The organism is Veillonella sp. Ser01, assembly GCF_053850375.1.
The window spans coordinates 452,541-470,861 of record NZ_JBSPUA010000002.1 but is presented as its reverse complement, the minus strand read 5'-3'; the positions used below and the strand labels follow the sequence as shown (position 1 = coordinate 470,861).

Below are 18,321 nucleotides of genomic sequence, written 5' to 3'. Positions count from 1 at the left end.
ATAAAACTATTTCCGTTTTAAATCTTTCGTAATGATGTAATATTCAGATGGAGTTATTTTAATACCATCAATATGGTTATTTCCTACAATATTAATCTTAGGATATCCAAGGAAGAGTGCTATCGAATCATCTAGCATCAATTGTTGTGCATTAATAACTGCATTACGGCGTACCACCGGATCGTTGGCACTTTCACCAAGAGCTAATAATTCATCGAAACGTGGATTAGAGAATCCAGAGCCGTTTGTATCACTACCTGTCCCCCAGTATTGTTTCAAGAACCATACAGGTTGGCCAGTATTAGCAGTAACTACACTAGAGATGAGCATATCGTAATCTCCAGATTGCGCCAATGTATCGATCACAGCATAGTCTACGATTTTAATTTGTAAATCTACACCGATTTTCTTATAGTCCGCTTGTAATGCCTCTGCATATAATGGCAATTCAGGTCGAGATGTATAGGCATAGAAATCAAGTACTAGGTTTTCACCATCTTTATCTACAATACCATCACCATTTGTATCAATATAACCTTCACGTTTAAGTAATTCTTTAGCACGTTCAATATTATATTTATTAGGGTCCCGCAATTGATTGAATCCATAATCAATGGACGGTGGCAATGGAGCCTTACCGGCAACAAAGGTATCCTTCATAAGGTTCTTTGCATAAGACTCACGGTCTGCTCCGGCAATGAGAGCCGCTCGAAGATTAGCATTCTTAAGCTTGCCTTTTTGGCTCATCCGAACGAACACATCACGTAAGGATGATTCTTCATAAATAGTAAATTTCTTATCGTTTTGGAAGATACCATATTCGCCAGGTCCAATGCTAACAGCCATATCTACATCACCCGCTTGCAATGCCATAGCTCGTGTATTGGCATCGTTAATAGATGGAATTTCAACCTTACCGAAGCCTGGCTTGCCATCCCAGTAGTTATCATTCCGTGCTAGCTCAGCACGCTCTTTTGTAAATGATGTCACTACATAAGGCCCAGTCCCAATAGGACCTTCCTTCGCAATATCACGACCACTTGCCTCAGCAGTTACATCCATAACAAGGAACAATGGATCTCCCAACAAATTTGGCAAATTATAATAAGGCTTATCAGTCTTAATTGTAAGCTCTTGACCATTAGCCGTCATTTCAGTGTAATTAAAGAATGTTTTTGCCCGTTTACTCTTCGCAAAGGTTCGTTCCAAAGACGCCTTTACGGCCTCAGCAGTAAGGGCATTACCATTAGAGAACTTAACCTTATCGTTGATGGTAAAAGTCCAGGTCAGCTTGTCATCACTTTGTTTCCAAGAGGATGCCAACCATGGTTTGGCATTCATATGATCATCAAACTTGGTGAGTGTTTCGCCAACACCGTACCGTACAACAGCCCAGCTAAAATAGTTTTCTGTTGGTTCCAAGGTACCCGCAAAGCTAATTGCCCCTACCTTTAATACATCATTAGATGAATCGGATGATTGATTTATGCAGCCTACAGTACCAAGGATCGTAACACCAAGCATCATGCTAATCAGTAACGCCTTACGTAATCCTTTCATTCACACACCTAACCTTTCTCTATATGTATATCACTTCATATGAGCATATTCCAATTATACCCATGGGGGTATGTTGCTTAGTCAACTATACTATATATTTAGTGTTAACACAATCATTTCTAAGAAAATTTTCGATATAATTATATATATGAGAAAATCTGTATAGATTCGTAACATACAAAAATAGCAGTTAGCTCTAAAGCTAACTGCTATTATATATGTACCTATTGTATTTTACCCATATTAGTAGGCGAATCCTCTAGTCGAATACACTAGGCGATCGCTACAATGAGAAGTCGGATACGTTGTGCCAAAGTCCTATGCTTCTACAGCCGCTTCTTCTAAAGTAAGTGGCTTATGATCTTGGCCAATTTCAAAGATGGAGCTCAATAGAACTTTTGTATAAGGATGCTTCGCATCAGCTAAGTGAAATGCATCTAGCTCTTCAACAATAGCGCCTTTGTGCATTACGACCACCTTGTGGCACATAGTACGAATGAACGCAATATCATGAGCGATAAATAGGTATGTTAAATTTTTCTTCTTTTGTAAACGCGCCAATAAATAGGCAATGGAGTCTTGTACAGACACATCTAGAGCACTAGTAGCCTCGTCTAATACGAGAATTTCTGGTTCAAGTACGATAGCACGAGCAATGGCAACACGTTGACGTTGACCACCAGACATTTCATGAGGATAACGATGCATAAATTCGCGAGGTAGGTCTACCATTTCAAGATAGTCACCTGCGATTTGTTCTTCTTTTCCTTTTTCAAGAAGCCCAAAATTGTATAACGGTTCAAGGATAATATCCTTTACCTTCATACGCGGATTGAAGGCTGCAGATGGATCTTGGAATACCATTTGAATTTTCTTGCGGTATTCTTTTGTTTGCTCAGAGTTCATATGTTGAATCTCTACACCGTCTACATAAATCTCGCCTTCTGTAATAGGCAGCATCTTCATGATCATACGAACCAAAGTCGTTTTACCAGAGCCAGATTCACCTACAACCCCAAGGGACTCGCCTTTTTCTAAGGTAATATTGATATCCTTACATGCTTCGAGCTCACCACCAGTAGGAAGTGGGAATCGTTTATATACATTTTTTAATTCTACAGCGTAGTTAGTCAATGTAACGACCTCCTCCCAATGTTGGTACCGCATCTTTTAATTGTTTCGTATATTCATTAGATGGATTTTCTAAAATATCTTGAGGTGTGCCAGCATCAACAACACGACCCTTTTTCATAACAATGATATAGTCGGACATATAGGCCGCTACACCAAGGTTATGCGTAACCATTACGATAGCAGAATTATGCTCTTTAGCAAGTTCTAGCATTTGCATAACAACTTGTGATTGTGTTGTTACATCTAAAGCAGATGTAGGTTCATCACCAATTAATAACGCAGGATCCATCGCTAATGCCATAGCAATGCCCACACGTTGGCGTTGACCACCAGATAATTCGTGAGGATAGCGACACAATATATCTGCACAATTAGGTAATGCCACAGACTCTAACAAAGCAATTGCACGACGATCACATTCATCATTAGTGATTTCAATATGAGCTTTAAATAGTTCTCTAAATTGTTTACCAATGCGCACAATCGGATCGAGTGCACTACCACTATCTTGGAAAATCATGGCCATATCTTTACCACGTATGGCTCTCCATTCTGACTTAGATAGGGTGCGAAGATCTTGACCATTAAAGATCATGGTACCATCTGTGACCTCACCACCTATAGGCAACAAACCCATGAGGGCACGGATCACGGTAGTTTTACCGGATCCAGATTCCCCTACAATGGTCAATACCTTACCGCGTTCCAAGGTAAAGTTTACATCCATAACAGCAGGCACACCTTGGTACGCGATGTTAAGGTTCTCTACAGTTAGTATGTTTTCTGCCATTATAGCTCCTTATTATTTTGTAATTTTATTAGTAATCCAGTAGTAGTCACTTGGGTACATGACAGCACCTTTCAAGTAAGAACCAGTAACGATATTAGTTTTAGGGTAACCTAAGAACAATGCAGCACCATCATTCATCAATAATTGTTGAATTTGAATTGCATAGTCACGACGTTTTGCAGGATCGAATTCAGTTTCAGCAGCATCTAACAATTGGTCAACTTGTGGATTGGAATAACCAGAACCGTTTTGAGGGTTGGAACCATTGTCATTTGTATGCCAGTAGTTAGCCAAGAACCAGATTGGATCGCCTGTATTAGCCGTTACGATATTGGAAATAAGCATATCATAGTCGCCATCTTGACCCATTTTATCGATCAAGTTATAGTCAACTGTTTTAATTTTCATGTCAATACCAACTTTTTTGAGGTCAGCTTGAACAGCTTCTGCATAAAGTGGCAATTCAGCACGAGAATTATATACTACGAAGTCAAATGTTAATGGTTTACCATCTTTATCAAGGATGCCGTCGCCATCAGTATCTTTCCAACCGTCTTCCGCTAACAATTGTTTAGAGCGTTCAGGATTATATGCATTAGGATCTTTCAATTCATTGAATCCATAGTCCATGGATGGTGGAATTGGAGCAGAACCAGGAATGAATGTACCTTTTAACAATACATCAGCATAGTTCTTACGATCTGTGGCAGAGATAACAGCAGCACGAACTTTGTCATCACCAAGAATCCCTTTTTCGTTAATACGAGCCAATACTACGCGAAGGGATGCAATTTCATCCACCTTAAACTTATCGTTATTTTGGAATAAGCCGATTTCACCAGCACCGATGTTAACCGCCATATCAACATCGCCAGATTGCAAGCTCATAGCACGCGTATTAGGATCGTCGATAGAAGGAATTTCTACAGTTTTGAAAGGTACTGTACCATCCCAGTAATTTTCGTTGGCCGCCATTTCAGCACGTTCTTTTGTGAAAGATTTAACTACATATGGACCTGTACCGATAGGACCTTCTTTAGCAAAGTTACGGCCATCTTTTTCAGCTTGGACATCAACAATTAAGAATAATGGGTCAGCCAAAAGACCAGGCATATTAGGATATTCTTTTGTTGTATGAATAACTAATTGTTGACCATTAGCTTCCATAGAGTCATATTCGAAGAATGTTTTCGCACGATTGGATTTTTCAAAAGCCCGTTCGATAGATGCTTTAACAGCTGCAGCATCAACTTTTTTACCATTGGAGAATTTCACTTTGTCATTGATTGTGAAAGTCCACGTTTTATGGTCTGGGGATACTTCCCATTTAGATGCAATCCATGGTTGAGGTTTCATGTGTTCATCAAACTTCGCCAATGTTTCGCCTACACCATAGCGCATGACAACCCATGCGAAGAAGTTTTCTGTAGGTTCTAATGTGGATGCGAAGTTAGTTACACCAACTTTTAAAACATCCTTATTAGCAGCACCATTATTATCAGAGCCGCAACCAGCGATGAAGGAACCCATCATTACAATGCTAAGACCTGCTAAGAGGGCCTTTTTCCAAGATTTTTTCATGTAAAATCTCCTTGTACCATTACATATAAACATAAAACATACACATCATGACCACTACAATCTACAATAGTCATAATGGAAAAACCTTATTACCGCCTATTTATATAACAACTTTCACAACATAACCTATAAATAAGCATCACACGTAACTAACCTTGATTTTTAGGATCCACTACATCGCGCAAGGAATCAGACCAAAGGTTAAAGATAGCAACTACGATAAGGATGGACATACCAGGGAAGGCCATCAGCCATGGACTGGTTTGTAAATATTGACGACCTTCGTTAAGCATAAGGCCCCATTCTGGTGTTGGTGGTTGAGCACCAAATCCAAGGAAGGAAAGACCAGCAACCTCAATCATAATAGCCCCAATATCTAGTGCACCTGTTGTAACAACAAGAGGCATAATATTAGGAATGATATGACGTCTAATAATAGTTGATGTAGATGCCCCCATCATGACGGCAGCCGTTACATACTCTTCGCCACGAACTTTCAATGTCATAGATCGTACCAAACGAGCATATTTTGCCCAACCTACTACAGATAATGCCAAAATCGTATTCATAATACTACCACCCAAAATACCTGCAATGGCAATGGCTAATACTACACCCGGGAAGGATAGCATAATGTCCGCAAAACGCATGAGGACCATTTCGATTTTCCCGCCGAAATAACCGGCTATGGCACCGATAATAGTACCAATGCTTACCATAATCACTACGATGGATACACCCATGAACAAGGATAATTGAGTACCATAAATGATACGAGACAATACGTCACGACCCAGTTTGTCGGTGCCAAACCAATGCTGAGCACTAGGGGCTTGTAATGCTTTAGACATATCCGATGTGAAAGCATCTCCCGGCGCAAGCCATGGTGCAAAGATAGCAATGAATACGATGACAAGCATCAATGCAGTGTAGAAAGAGAACAATTTATGTTTCTGAATAAATTCTTTCATTATGCTCTCTCCCTTTTCAATCTAGGGTCCAACAGAACATAGGATGCATCAACTAGAGCATTGACACACATATATGCTAAGGCAACCCATAACACAAAACCTTCGATCAATGGATAGTCGCGCATGGTAATGGCATATACCGCCATATTCCCAAGGCCAGGCCAGGAGAATACCATTTCAACAACTGCAACACCGCCTAATAGCCAACCGATGAGAACGCCTAATATAGTGATGAGTGGTAATACTGCATTAGGCAAAATATGACCGAATAAAATTTTCATCTCACTCACACCACGAGCACGTGCGCCGATGACATAATCCTTTTGCATTTCTTCAAGAATAACAAGACGAACTTGACGCATGTACTTGGACCCAACTACAACAGCTAATGTAACGGCTGGTAGAATTACACCGATTGGAGTTACACGAGAGGACGCAATAGGAACGAGCCCTAATTTAAGACCAAAGATATAAATCAATACAAGGCCTAACCAGAATGATGGCATAGACACGCCTACAAAGGAAGCAACGCGCAACAGATAGTCGATCCATTTGTTTCGATTTAAGGCGCTTATAATCCCTGCCGGCAATGCATAAAGCAATGTAAATACTAATGCTGTACCCGCTAACATAACTGTTCCTGGCAAAGCCTCTAACATACGATCTACAACAGGCTTTTTAGCAGAGTAACTCATCCCTAAGTCACCTTGTGCAGCATTCACAACCCAGTTTGCATATTGCACTAAGAACGGTTTATCTAACCCAAGCTGAGCTCGAGTTTCATCGATAAGCTCCTGAGACACGATAGTATCTGCTGTTTCTAGTAACATCGTTACTGGATCGCCTGGTGCTAAATAAGTGAGACAAAATGTCAAAAATGTGATGCCAAACAAGGTTACAATAAATTGTCCCAAATGTTTAGCAAATCGTTTACCCATAGGCGCCTCCTAAACTCTCTAAACACTAACAACAAATCAAATGAAAAACTAAGGGTACCTCCCACTCAACGTAGCAGTAATACGCAAAAATAAGAAAAAATATAGCTCCCTGAGGAACAAAAAAAAGCTAGTCGCCTGACTAACCTAAATTAAGCACAGTATATGCATACCATACATTTAGAGCAGGCTTTCTGACTCAGACTCATCGCAATATTTCGGCCTTCCCAGTTTCCCAGTGACCCTATAATGAAACCTTGCTCCTCATTACAGCTATTTGCATAGTATGGGATTTACACCCATTTTCCTCTTTTACGCTCGGTGAACACCGACACTCACTAGTTCATTCACTTTTATCGATTATTAATATACTATATTAATATTCTGTTTACAATACACATACCCCTTAGGGGTATGTGTATATCGTGAATTCTCAATATAATTTTTATACTAATAAAAATTATTAATTAGTAATTAAGGTCACATTCATGTATAAACTTATACGAATTATTTTATATATATGATTTTTTACTATATTAACTGTATACAACTGTATATATATTAATTATTATTATAATGGTAATTTTCTCATGAATTTTTTTTATACATACCGAAAAAACTTTTAATCACTTTAGCAACTATCAATTATTTATAATTAATAAAACCATAATTAATAAGTCTGATTAATATACAAAAAAGAGGCTGTTACTTAGTAACAGCCTCTTATAAGACGAGAGTTATTTAATTAATCGATACTTTGTTGTAAGCGGTGCGCTTTGCGTGTAGCCCACGCTTTACGCAAAACATAGATCACAAGACCAATGCTTACTGCCACTGCACTACCGAGCATAGCATCAACACCACATGCGTAAATAGCATACAAGCAGTAGATAACGCCAACACCAAATACGTAGTTAGAGCGTTTAATGCGGCTTTCAGCTACGCCAGCCATACGCATCATTGTAGGTACTGCTAAGATGCACAATACATATGGTACTACGTTAGTTACAACTGCCAAATTTACCAATACTTCAAATTGCTCACGCAAGGAATCACTTGCAGTGAACAATGTAAGTAATGTTTCAACAGCAAGTAGAATGAATACGCCACGAACAGGAGCATCCTTACTATTTACACGAGCGAACACTTTAGGGAAGTAACCATGTTCCGCTGCGCTTTTAAATACGCGAGACAATGTGAATTGCCAGCAAAGTAAAGCGCCAAAGCAAGAAATAACCATTGCAGCCATCACGATGTTTGCAATTGTATCATTGAACATGTATACGAATGTCAAACCAAATGGTGCATTAGAATTTAACAAGTCGATGTTAGGCACGATACCGGCCATAACATTTGTGGACAAGATGTAAACCACTGCCACTGCTAATGTACCCGCCACAGTTGCGATAGGTACGTTTTTCTTTGGATTCTCAACAGCATCAGCATTAGCCGCTGCGGACTCAAATCCTAGGAAGCCCCACAAAGTGAGAGAAATGGATTGTTTTACAGCATCGTAAAACGGAAGATCATTTGGGTTCCATGCCGCCCAATAGATAGACGGGTCAAACCAATACCAGCCGATTGTACCAATTAATAAAACCGGCACAATAGAGCCCCAAATAGTCATGTTGCTGAGTCGACCTGTGAAGCGATTACCACGGAAGTTCAAAATCGCTGCAAACCACAAAAGCACAATTGTTACTTGGCTTGTTTGTGTTGCATTGAGGTCAACACCAAAGAAAGCTGCGCCATAACCTACGGCAGATACCGCGATGGCGATATTAGCAATGATGAGAGATATGCTGTAAGCATAGCTCGCCATAAAATGTCCAGTTTTACCGAAGCGGTGTTCTGCATAACCGCCCATGCCCCCCTTAATCTGGGAGAACATACCCGCTTGAGCAAAAATATACGCTAACAGAAGCGCACCCACAGCTGTTACGAGCCAAGATAAAACTGAAATAGTACCAACTTGAGCCAAATTAGTTGGTAACATAATGATCCCAGCTCCTAGCATATTGGCTGCTACCATTGTGGTTAGCTGGAATACAGACATTTTTTTAGCGGTGGTTTTCATGTATCAATCCCCTTTCAAAAGGTGAATTTTTTCTCGTCCATAATTCACTTAAATATAATATACCGCTAAGTAAATTCAGTTCGTGCTGTGATGGGCTTGAATGTGAATTTACCGTTGTTATTCTTATTACGAATTAAATAATAACACCTATGAACCCAAAATGAAAGTACTTTATTGGCGGACAAGCATTATTACACGAATTGAATAAATTATAGTTAATTTATCATCTAAAACGAACAGAACTCATTTTGACAATGACAGAGTATATTTTTACCCCATTTTATTCTGTGTATATATGTGATTTTTACTATCTATCATGGTTATAGTGTCGTAGTACAAGACTATTGTTTTCGCGCAGTCCACTGTATGCGCACATAAATTTACACCATTTTAATAGTAATTTATCAATTAGAATAGCGCTCTTTTTAGGTGTTATCTATCATATAAATAAAAAATCGATATACACATAAGCTTAAAGGTTAATATAAAGCGCTTTAATATAAGACTTATATGTATATCGATCTTAAAATTTTAATATCACAAGTAACTGTTACTCTGAATGTTACTCTTGTACAGGATGTGGCCCTAAATCAAAACATTAGGCTTACTAAATCAGTTATGCTTGCACAGATTCAACAATTGCTTTCCACTGAGCAATTTGTTTTTCTTCTCCGGCGATAACAGCTTTACCATTGTTCCGTTGTCTTTCCACACATTCTGGAGCAGTACCAGAATAGTTATTACGGCCAGCTATGCAAGCTTCGATGGAAATAGCATCAAGGATATCTGCATCAAAATGGTCGGATATAGCTTTGAAATCCTCAACGGATAAATCAAGCAATACGCAACCTTTTTCAATGCAATGATGTACAGCATTACCTACGATTTCATGAGCTTCACGGAATGGAACTCCTTTTTTCGCAAGGTAATCGGCCATATCTGTAGCATTAGAGAAATCATCATCGAGGACAGCTTTCATATGTGCCCCATTAACCTTCATGCCGCGAATCATAGCCGCATTAATGGACAATGCAAAGTGCACTGTATCGATAGCATCAAAAATGCCCTCTTTATCCTCTTGCATATCTTTATTATAGGTAAGTGGCAAGCCTTTTAATGTAGTTAATAAACCTAACAAGTGGCCATAGGTGCGACCTGTTTTACCACGAACAAGTTCACATACGTCAGGATTTTTCTTTTGTGGCATAATGCTAGAGCCTGTGCAATGAGCATCATCAAGTTCAATGAAGTTAAACTCATTGGTAGACCACAAAATCAATTCTTCGCTAAGACGGCTCAAGTGCATCATCACAAGAGATGCAAAGGACAAGAATTCAACTACATAGTCACGGTCAGATACAGCATCCATACTATTTTCGTAAATACGGGAGAAGCCGAGTAGCTTTTGCGTATAGGTTTGATCAATGCCGTATGTAGAACCAGCTAAGGCCCCTGCACCAAGTGGCATGATATCTGCATGTTTGAAGACCATCAACAAACGGTCAAAGTCGCGTTCTAGCATAGAGAAGTACGCCATCATATGATGACCAAATAATACAGGCTGTGCCCGTTGTAAATGCGTATAGCCAGGCATGATAACATCGCTGTATTTTTCAGCTGTTTCGATGAGGGCTTTTTGCATATCTACGATAAGCTCGCCCATTTCTACTACGGCTTTACGCACGTACATGTGCAAATCTACTGCACATTGGTCATTACGGCTACGGCCTGTATGTAAACGGCCACCTGCTTCACCAATATCATCTGTTAAGCGCTTTTCAATATTCATATGAATATCTTCAAGAGCCACGGAGAATGGGAACTCACCTTTATCGATTTGGCCTTTAATCTTTGTTAAGCCCTCAACAATAGCATCTCGATCTGCGTTGGAGATAATATTTTGTTTTGCCAGCATTGTAGCATGTGCTTTACTACCTGCAATATCTTCGGCGTACATCCGCGCATCAAAAGCGATAGAGGATGTAAAATCCTCTACCGCTTTATCAGTGCCTTTTGTGAAACGCCCGCCCCACAATTTAGCCATTATTTACCTGCCTTTTCTTTCATTAATGCATTAATTTTAAGAGGTAAACCGAACAAGTTGATGAAACCAGCCGCATCAGCTTGGTTGTATACATCATCTTCTTCGAATGTTACGAAATCTTCGCTGTACAAGGAGTATGGAGAAGTTGCACCAGCAGAAATGATGTTGCCTTTGTACAATTTAAGTTTTACTTCACCAGTTACAGTTTTTTGAGTTTCATCAACGAATGCTTGCAAAGCGTTCATCAACGGTGCGAACCACATGCCATCGTATACAAGTTCAGCGTATTTGTTAGCAATAAGTTCTTTGTAGTGGTATGTAGCTCTGTCGAGGCAAAGGTATTCAAGTTCTCTGTGAGCATACATGATGATGGATCCACCTGGGTTTTCATAAACGCCACGGGATTTCATGCCTACCAATCTATTTTCAACGATATCTACAACGCCTACGCCATAGTGTGCACCGATTTCGTTGAGTTTTTCTAACAATTGTAATGGAGTACCTTCTTGACCATCTACTGCTACAGGTACGCCATCTTTGAAGGATACAGTTACATAACCAGCTTCATCTGGAGCTTGTTCAGGAGTATGTGTTACCAAGTACACATCATCTTTAGGAGCATTTGCTGGATTTTCAAGATCGCCGCCTTCATGGGATAAATGCCATACGTTTTGGTCCATGGAATATGGATGGGATTTCGTAGCTACAACTGGAATATCATGTTTAGCTGCATATTCCATGCAGTCTGTTCTGGATTTCAAATCCCATTCTCTCCAAGGAGCGATGATTTTCATATTAGGAGCCAATGCTTTGATAGCAAGTTCGAAACGAACTTGGTCATTACCTTTACCAGTCGCACCGTGAGCGATAGCATCAGCGCCTTCTTTTTTTGCAATATCTACAAGGATTTTACCAATTAAAGGTCTAGCGAAGGATGTGCCTAATAAATATTTACCTTCATAAACTGCACCAGCTTTTACTGTTGGCCATACATAATCTTTTACGAACTCTTCTTTAGCATCAACGATGTACGCTTTAGAAGCACCAGATTTGATTGCTTTTTTCTCAACTGCATCATAATCCTCAGGTTGACCCAAGTCTACGCACACTGCGATAACTTCAGCCCCATAATTTTCTTTTAACCAAGGAATGATAACAGATGTGTCCAAACCACCAGAATATGCGAGTACTACTTTATTTGCTTTACCCATGATAACACCTCATAAAAAACTTACTATGTATTTAAACTCATATAATCAATATTATATCAGATAATTGTGAAAGCACCGTGGCATCTAGCGCACCGGTCATTCCCTCTTTCTGACAAAAAATAGTATACACCTGCATAATTATAAATGCAAGCATTATTTTTATTCAATTTAGTAATATACTTCAATTCCGAACTAATATAATACAAAAGCTATATCCAGTGATTTAACACTAGACATAGCTTCATTTCTTACGATGGACTTTCTATTCTTACTTAATATCAATAGGTGAAAATTGGTAATCTAATACTATCTTATAATCATTAGTTGTAGCAATTTGCACTTTTAAGACTTCTAATATCAAAGACTTAATTTTCTCTATAATTGTACAGAATCCGCTTTGCTCTTCACGAATAATAGCTTCAAGACGAACATCTAAATCATAAGACCTTGTAATTTTATAATCACCTCTAGAGTAATCTACAGTTTTAAATAATTCCAATACACTTATTTCAGATATCGCTACGTCAAAATCATTTATACTATTTAAAATATTATGTTTTACCGTTTCATCTACACCAATAATAGTTTGATTACTAATATGTGGAATTTTATCAACGATATATTTTTCTCTTACTTGCCCCCTTAAAGATTCATCTGCCATTAGAATATCTCTATCTAACGCTTTATCCCAAAAACAATGCCTTACAGTCATACAATCATGTTCATCATCGTAGTAAACTATCCAGTTTTCAATTTTATTAGCATCTGTTTGTTCAACATAAAAGATTTCACGGGCATAGGAATCAATATCAAGTGCTTCAGACTTATAATCTAATCCTCCAGGACCTCTTAAATAATAGGATATAAAATTCTCCAATCGAAGCATAGCAAACTTAATAATAGGTTTTGCTCCAATATAAATAGATAAAAAATTGCCTTCCTCATACTGCTTTAATTCAATATTATCCAATAATTATGCTCCTAATACTCAAAACTCTCTCTAAATGTATGTATCTATTATTACTAATGTAGCAAAAAAATCTCTGTTCGCCAATTAATTATTCATTAGCAAACAGAGATTATAAAAATATATTCAATTATTCATCTACCAGCCCCAACTCTTGTTGATATGCATAGTCCGCTTCCGCTTGTGTAATCATGCCTTGGTCTACCATTTGTTCGAGCACCAGTTTTTGTCTAGCCTTAGCCCCTTTATAGTTTGTATATGGATCTAAATAGGATGGTGCATTAGGTAGTGCTGCAAGGAGTGCACTTTGCCCTAATGTCAATCGGCTTGGACTTGTTCCAAAGTAGCCATGAGCAGCTTCGTAAATGCCGTAGTAATTATGACCATAATATACAGTATTTAAATACATGGTGAGGATTTCTTCTTTCGAGTAGTAATGTTCCATTTCACTAGCAAGGATTGCTTCCTCTACCTTACGACTCATGATGCGTTTTGATGAAAGGAAGAGATTTTTTACTACTTGTTGTGTAATAGTACTCCCACCCTCTACAGTTTCACCTGCTATAGTATTGGTATAAAAGGCGCGAATAATACCGAGCACATCAATAGCTCCATGTTTATAGTACCGCTTATCCTCAATGGCGATAAGTGCATTCTTTGTATATTCTGGAATGACATCACCCTTCACCCAGTGTTCTTTAGAAACACGTTGATTAAGGGCCACCTCTACCTTTTCTTTAAATGTAAATATTCGTATGATACGATCCGTACGGCTGAGGGTATCTTCACTTTGTTCTATGCGTTTTTCAACAGTTGTGTGAGCCTTACTTTCACGAGCTGCACCTTGAAAGCTATGGTATCCGTCATATATAAACATGGCCAATATGATGACCACCACGAACACCACTAGATTTCGAAGGTAGCGAAACACTTTCATTGCTTTCACCTATTTCATAAAGGACCATAGTATACATACAGTTATTAACTAACAGTATATACAACGCCTTATATACATATACTACTATAATGTGTATTAAATGTATTGTATCACATCAATCAAGAAGAAGATATGTATAGACCTTGCTATATAGCTGTTAGGAAAAGAATTCTAACAATATAAAAGAGAGAATCTTACTATTTATAACCAAGCGTATATCTACATATACAGATTTTATTCATATTAGGTATACTTATTAAGTTGTATTATAAACTTTACATGGAGTATAATAGTAAAGATGATAAAAACATGCCCATTGGAGGAGTATTATGAAACAATGTATGGATTCAGAAAATCTACATCGTCGATTGCGTAAAATCCTTGGTCAAGTGCAAGCTATTGATCGAATGATTGAAGAAGACATTCCATGCGAAGATGTATTGAGCCAAATTAATGCAGCTAAATCTGCACTACATAAAGTAGGTCAAGTAGTTCTTGAAGGACATATCAACCACTGCGTGCGAGATGGTATCGAACACGGTGACGTAGAGAAAACCATTAGCGACTTTACAAAAGCTGTAGAGCGTTTTGCAAACATGGGAAAATAAAGAAGAGGCTAAGAGGCCTCTTCTTTTTTTACCAAAAACAAGGCTCTACTAAATCTCGAAGCTCCCCCGAAAAAGCAAATAAAAATCAAATCTGATTAAAACATCCATCATATATGGCTCAAGAAAAAAGGACTCTACATTCGTAGAGTCCTTTATATTACCACAAAGTATTAGTCGTGGTTAGTTGTTAAGAATTCGCTCAATGCAGCGAGTGCATCATCTTCGTCAGCACCGTCAGCTGTCAATGTAACAGATGTGCCTTTTGTAGCGCCCAAAGTCAATACAGTTAAGATGGATTTAGCATCAGCTGTTTTACCGTTAGCAGCGATTGTCACTTTGGAAGCGTATTTAGCAGCCAATTGTGTGAAAGCTGTAGCAGGACGAGCATGTAAACCAGATTCGTTAGTAATTTCTACTGTTAATTCTTTCATGATAACCTCTTTCTATCTCGATAGGTAGTACCTATCCCATACGTTCTAATAGATATATTGTATCAATTTCAAGCATTTTAATTCAAGTATATTGAAAGTTCTTTGCTATATACTGATGAGCTTAACACTTTTCTTAGAGTTATACAGAATTATAGTAAGTCTTTTTCGGCTAGCACAGATTTAGCATAGTCTGTAATTTCTTCTGCTGTATCCATGGAAAGCGCTTTATTAGCCACCTCTTCACATTCTGCTTTAGAAACGGAACGCAAGATTTTCTTAATAAGAGGTATAGATGACGCTGTCATAGAGAATTCGTCAAGGCCAAGGCCTAATAGAATCATTGTGGCTACAGGGTCACCAGCTAGTTCACCGCACATGCCTGTAATTTTACCTTGTTCATGGCTCGCATCGATAACATGCTTGATAAGACGTAAGACACCTGGATGCAATGGTTGATATAGAGAACCAATAGACTCGTTCATACGGTCTACCGCCAAGGTGTATTGGCATAAATCATTTGTACCGATACTGAAGAAGTCTACGTATTTGGCCAAAATTGGAGAAATAACAGCCGCCGCTGGTACTTCGATCATAATGCCAACCTTGATATCCTTGTTGAATTCTTTGCCTTCAGCTGTAAGTTCTGCCTTACATTCTTCGAGCATAGCATTCGCTTGTTTCACTTCTTCTACGGAAGCAATCATAGGGTACATGATGTGAATATCGCCAAAGGAACTAGCACGCAATAACGCACGTAATTGTACTTTGAAGATATCTGGGCGATTCAAGGAAATACGAATTGCACGATAGCCGAGGAATGGATTCATTTCGCTTGGCAAATCAAGGCATTTCAATTCTTTATCGCCACCGATATCCATGGTACGAATAATAACAGGTTGGCCCTGCATATCTTCTGCAACCTTTTTATATTCTTCAAACTGTACATCTTCTGTTGGTAATTCATCGTTTTCCATGTACAAGAATTCTGTACGATATAAGCCGATGCCTTGTGCGCCCATTGTAAGAGCGTGTTTAGCATCTTTCGACTTACCGATGTTACCAAATAGTTCTACATGATGACCATCAGTTGTCTTAGCTTCAAGATTGGCAGATTCGCGCAAGCGTTTCAATTCCTCTTGGTATGCAGCCGCTTGATTGGTATATTCAGTCCAATCCGCATCAGATGGATTTGTTTCCACAATACCATCTGTACCAAGTACAACTGCTTTCTCGCCATCTACGAAGCCTTCAATGTCACCAACGCCCATAACGGCAGGAATTTCCAAGGTGCGCGCCATGATAGCTGCATGAGATGTAGGACCACCAGCCGCTGTCACGATGCCTTTTACTACATTTTTATCAAGAGAAGCTGTATCAGATGGTGCCAAATCATGAGCCACCAAGATAACCTCCCCAGAAATATGGGATAAACCACGAGGGTTCATACCTAACATATTGCGCATCAAACGATCACCAATATCTTTGATATCTGCACCGCGTTCACGCATATATGGATCGTCCATACCGAGGAAGATATTAGCAAAGGTTTCAATGGTTTGAGCTGTAGCCGCTACCACATTAGTATGGCTAGACTCAACGAGGGATTTAATACCATCAGACAAGGATGGGTCTTGAGCAATTTGCATATGCGCTTCGAAAATAGCCGCCTCTTCAGGGCCCATGTCTTTCAACGCCTTTTGACGAATTGTATCTAATTGCTTTAAGGTAGCTGCCATAGCAGCTGCAAACTTGCCAATCTCCTCTTCTACCTTATCCTCTGCTACAGTGTAATCAGGAATGACAATTTCCTCTTGAATATATCTATATACATTGCCTACTGCAACGCCACGAGATCCAGAAATCCCTTGAATTCGCATATGTGTTCCTCTTTCTATTACGATAAACTACATTACTTTCTATTTTATCATTTCTCCGTTAAACAATAAAGTAATTAGACAATATCTATCTGTCTTAAACGCTATCCCATATGGGTTATTTATGACGCATCAATCAATTTAGCTAGGCACTAAAAGTAGGTTACGTTTTCCTCTATTTCGCCATAATTTTATAAGATTTTTTCTCATAACCAAGTGCCATTTATGTTATAATATAGAATATATAATTATATACATCTGAGACTTTCACGGGCTTTATGGTGAAAGTCTTACTTATTGATAGGAGACTTTATGAAATTAACTAAAATGCATGGTCTCGGCAATGATTTTATCCTCTTTGCCGACCCTCAAGGTGCTAACAAGGACTATACTGATTTGGCGATTCGCCTTTGCGATCGTCGTACTGGTATCGGTGCTGATGGTCTTGCCATTCTAGTTCCTTCAAAAACCTGTGATGTGCGCATGCGCATCATCAACTCTGATGGTAGTGAAGCAGAAATGTGCGGCAATGCAATCCGTTGCTTTGCCAAATATGCCTATGAACACGGAGAAATTACTAAAGAAACTTTCACCATCGAAACCTTGGCCGGTGTAATGAAACCTACCTTAACCATTGAAAATGGCATCGTAATACTAGTTACAGTAGATATGGGCAAACCATTCTTTAACAGCAAAGATGTACCTATCAACGTGGATATGGATAAGGTTATCGACGTAGACCTCGATGTAAACGGCGAAACAGTAACGGTAAGCTCCGTATTACTCGGCGTGCCTCATACAGAGGTGTATATCAATGACATTACAAAGGCGCCTGTAACGACACAAGGTCCTATCATTGAAAAACACGATGCATTCCCATCCAATACAAATGTTAACTACATTGAGGTAGTGAACAACAAGCACATCAAGGTTCGCACATGGGAACGCGGTGCTGGCGCTACACTAGCATGCGGTACAGGCTCTTGTGCTTCTGCTGTTATGTCCTTTGAAAAAGGCTTAACCGGTCGCGAAGTCGATGTAGAGCTTTATTTAGGAACATTACATATTTCATACTTGGAGGATGGCACGGTGCTCATGACTGGCCCGGCTGAGGAAGTCTTCGAAACAGAACTTCCTATCGATTAAAATGAAGTGGTTACAACTCATATTAAATGCGTTTCTAAAGTATCAACAAGGCCGT

Annotated in this window: 15 protein-coding genes and 1 riboswitch; of the genes, 2 read left to right on the top strand and 13 right to left on the bottom strand. The window is 39.0% G+C overall.

All coding sequences use genetic code 11. The features are described 5' to 3' along the window. Positions 1–6 precede the first annotated feature (6 nt). From ACWTVK_RS06005 to ACWTVK_RS05955, 11 genes are all read right to left on the bottom strand, one after another. On the bottom strand, positions 7–1,560 hold the full coding sequence (locus ACWTVK_RS06005) for an ABC transporter substrate-binding protein (protein WP_456046272.1): 1,554 nt from the start codon (positions 1,558–1,560) through the stop codon (positions 7–9). A 318-nt stretch (positions 1,561–1,878) separates the two neighbouring features. Continuing rightward, positions 1,879–2,694 carry an ABC transporter ATP-binding protein gene (locus ACWTVK_RS06000; protein WP_456046271.1) on the bottom strand — a complete coding sequence of 272 codons (816 nt, stop codon included), beginning with the start codon at positions 2,692–2,694 and terminating at the stop codon, positions 1,879–1,881. Next, positions 2,687–3,484: an ABC transporter ATP-binding protein gene (locus ACWTVK_RS05995; RefSeq protein WP_303939370.1), complete on the bottom strand. Its 798-nt coding sequence runs from the start codon at positions 3,482–3,484 to the stop codon at positions 2,687–2,689. Before ACWTVK_RS05995 ends, ACWTVK_RS06000 begins: the two co-directional genes overlap by 8 nt. A gap of 12 nt (positions 3,485–3,496) precedes the next feature. Further along, a complete protein-coding gene (locus ACWTVK_RS05990; protein ID WP_456046270.1) occupies positions 3,497–5,065 on the bottom strand; it encodes an ABC transporter substrate-binding protein in 1,569 nt (522 codons plus the stop codon). A 149-nt stretch (positions 5,066–5,214) separates the two neighbouring features. Next, entirely contained in the window at positions 5,215–6,036 is an 822-nt protein-coding gene (gene nikC, locus ACWTVK_RS05985) for a nickel transporter permease (protein WP_105084965.1), read from the bottom strand. After that, entirely contained in the window at positions 6,036–6,974 is a 939-nt protein-coding gene (nikB, locus tag ACWTVK_RS05980) for a nickel ABC transporter permease (RefSeq protein ID WP_456046269.1), read from the bottom strand. Before nikB ends, nikC begins: the two co-directional genes overlap by 1 nt. Positions 6,975–7,138: 164 nt before the next feature. Continuing rightward, positions 7,139–7,325: riboswitch (cobalamin riboswitch) on the bottom strand. A 391-nt stretch (positions 7,326–7,716) separates the two neighbouring features. Next, on the bottom strand, positions 7,717–9,048 hold the full coding sequence (potE, locus tag ACWTVK_RS05975) for a putrescine-ornithine antiporter (protein WP_456046268.1): 1,332 nt from the start codon (positions 9,046–9,048) through the stop codon (positions 7,717–7,719). Between the two features lie 616 nt (positions 9,049–9,664). Continuing rightward, complete coding sequence (argH, locus tag ACWTVK_RS05970) at positions 9,665–11,092, bottom strand: argininosuccinate lyase (RefSeq protein WP_456046267.1); 1,428 nt, start codon at positions 11,090–11,092, stop codon at positions 9,665–9,667. Next, entirely contained in the window at positions 11,092–12,303 is a 1,212-nt protein-coding gene (locus ACWTVK_RS05965) for an argininosuccinate synthase (protein ID WP_005381291.1), read from the bottom strand. The genes argH and ACWTVK_RS05965 overlap by 1 nt, the downstream gene beginning before the upstream one ends. A gap of 268 nt (positions 12,304–12,571) precedes the next feature. Further along, positions 12,572–13,273: a hypothetical protein gene (locus tag ACWTVK_RS05960; RefSeq protein ID WP_456046266.1), complete on the bottom strand. Its 702-nt coding sequence runs from the start codon at positions 13,271–13,273 to the stop codon at positions 12,572–12,574. 127 nt (positions 13,274–13,400) lie between these two features. Then, positions 13,401–14,207 (bottom strand): transglycosylase domain-containing protein, encoded by an 807-nt coding sequence (locus ACWTVK_RS05955; protein ID WP_456046265.1) that lies wholly within the window; start codon positions 14,205–14,207, stop codon positions 13,401–13,403. 329 nt (positions 14,208–14,536) lie between these two features. On the opposite strand from ACWTVK_RS05955, the gene ACWTVK_RS05950 reads away from it, so the two are divergent. Next, positions 14,537–14,815 carry a metal-sensing transcriptional repressor gene (locus ACWTVK_RS05950; RefSeq protein ID WP_004695033.1) on the top strand — a complete coding sequence of 93 codons (279 nt, stop codon included), beginning with the start codon at positions 14,537–14,539 and terminating at the stop codon, positions 14,813–14,815. Positions 14,816–14,985: 170 nt separating this feature from the next. Here ACWTVK_RS05950 and ACWTVK_RS05945 read toward each other — a convergent pair whose 3' ends face one another. Both ACWTVK_RS05945 and ptsP read right to left on the bottom strand, forming a co-directional pair. Continuing rightward, a complete protein-coding gene (locus tag ACWTVK_RS05945) occupies positions 14,986–15,246 on the bottom strand; it encodes an HPr family phosphocarrier protein (RefSeq protein WP_009352491.1) in 261 nt (86 codons plus the stop codon). 149 nt (positions 15,247–15,395) lie between these two features. Further along, positions 15,396–17,123: a phosphoenolpyruvate--protein phosphotransferase gene (gene ptsP / locus ACWTVK_RS05940; RefSeq protein WP_456046264.1), complete on the bottom strand. Its 1,728-nt coding sequence runs from the start codon at positions 17,121–17,123 to the stop codon at positions 15,396–15,398. A gap of 309 nt (positions 17,124–17,432) precedes the next feature. Here ptsP and dapF point away from each other — a divergent pair, with 309 nt between their 5' ends. Further along, positions 17,433–18,266: a diaminopimelate epimerase gene (gene dapF, locus ACWTVK_RS05935; protein ID WP_119207029.1), complete on the top strand. Its 834-nt coding sequence runs from the start codon at positions 17,433–17,435 to the stop codon at positions 18,264–18,266. Positions 18,267–18,321 lie beyond the last annotated feature (55 nt).

Excerpts from the sequence above, each read along its gene's own strand:
- argH (WP_456046267.1), bottom strand. The coding sequence starts at position 11,092 with ATGGCTAAATTGTGGGGCGGGCGTTTCACAAAAGGCACTGATAAAGCG.
- ACWTVK_RS05945 (WP_009352491.1), bottom strand. The coding sequence starts at position 15,246 with ATGAAAGAATTAACAGTAGAAATTACTAACGAATCTGGTTTACATGCT.
- ACWTVK_RS06005 (WP_456046272.1), bottom strand. The coding sequence starts at position 1,560 with ATGAAAGGATTACGTAAGGCGTTACTGATTAGCATGATGCTTGGTGTT.
- ACWTVK_RS05965 (WP_005381291.1), bottom strand. The coding sequence starts at position 12,303 with ATGGGTAAAGCAAATAAAGTAGTACTCGCATATTCTGGTGGTTTGGAC.
- ptsP (WP_456046264.1), bottom strand. The coding sequence starts at position 17,123 with ATGCGAATTCAAGGGATTTCTGGATCTCGTGGCGTTGCAGTAGGCAAT.
- nikC (WP_105084965.1), bottom strand. The coding sequence starts at position 6,036 with ATGAAAGAATTTATTCAGAAACATAAATTGTTCTCTTTCTACACTGCA.
- ACWTVK_RS05995 (WP_303939370.1), bottom strand. The coding sequence starts at position 3,484 with ATGGCAGAAAACATACTAACTGTAGAGAACCTTAACATCGCGTACCAA.
- potE (WP_456046268.1), bottom strand. The coding sequence starts at position 9,048 with ATGAAAACCACCGCTAAAAAAATGTCTGTATTCCAGCTAACCACAATG.
- nikB (WP_456046269.1), bottom strand. The coding sequence starts at position 6,974 with ATGGGTAAACGATTTGCTAAACATTTGGGACAATTTATTGTAACCTTG.
- dapF (WP_119207029.1), top strand. The coding sequence starts at position 17,433 with ATGAAATTAACTAAAATGCATGGTCTCGGCAATGATTTTATCCTCTTT.
- ACWTVK_RS05955 (WP_456046265.1), bottom strand. The coding sequence starts at position 14,207 with ATGAAAGTGTTTCGCTACCTTCGAAATCTAGTGGTGTTCGTGGTGGTC.
- ACWTVK_RS05950 (WP_004695033.1), top strand. The coding sequence starts at position 14,537 with ATGAAACAATGTATGGATTCAGAAAATCTACATCGTCGATTGCGTAAA.
- ACWTVK_RS05990 (WP_456046270.1), bottom strand. The coding sequence starts at position 5,065 with ATGAAAAAATCTTGGAAAAAGGCCCTCTTAGCAGGTCTTAGCATTGTA.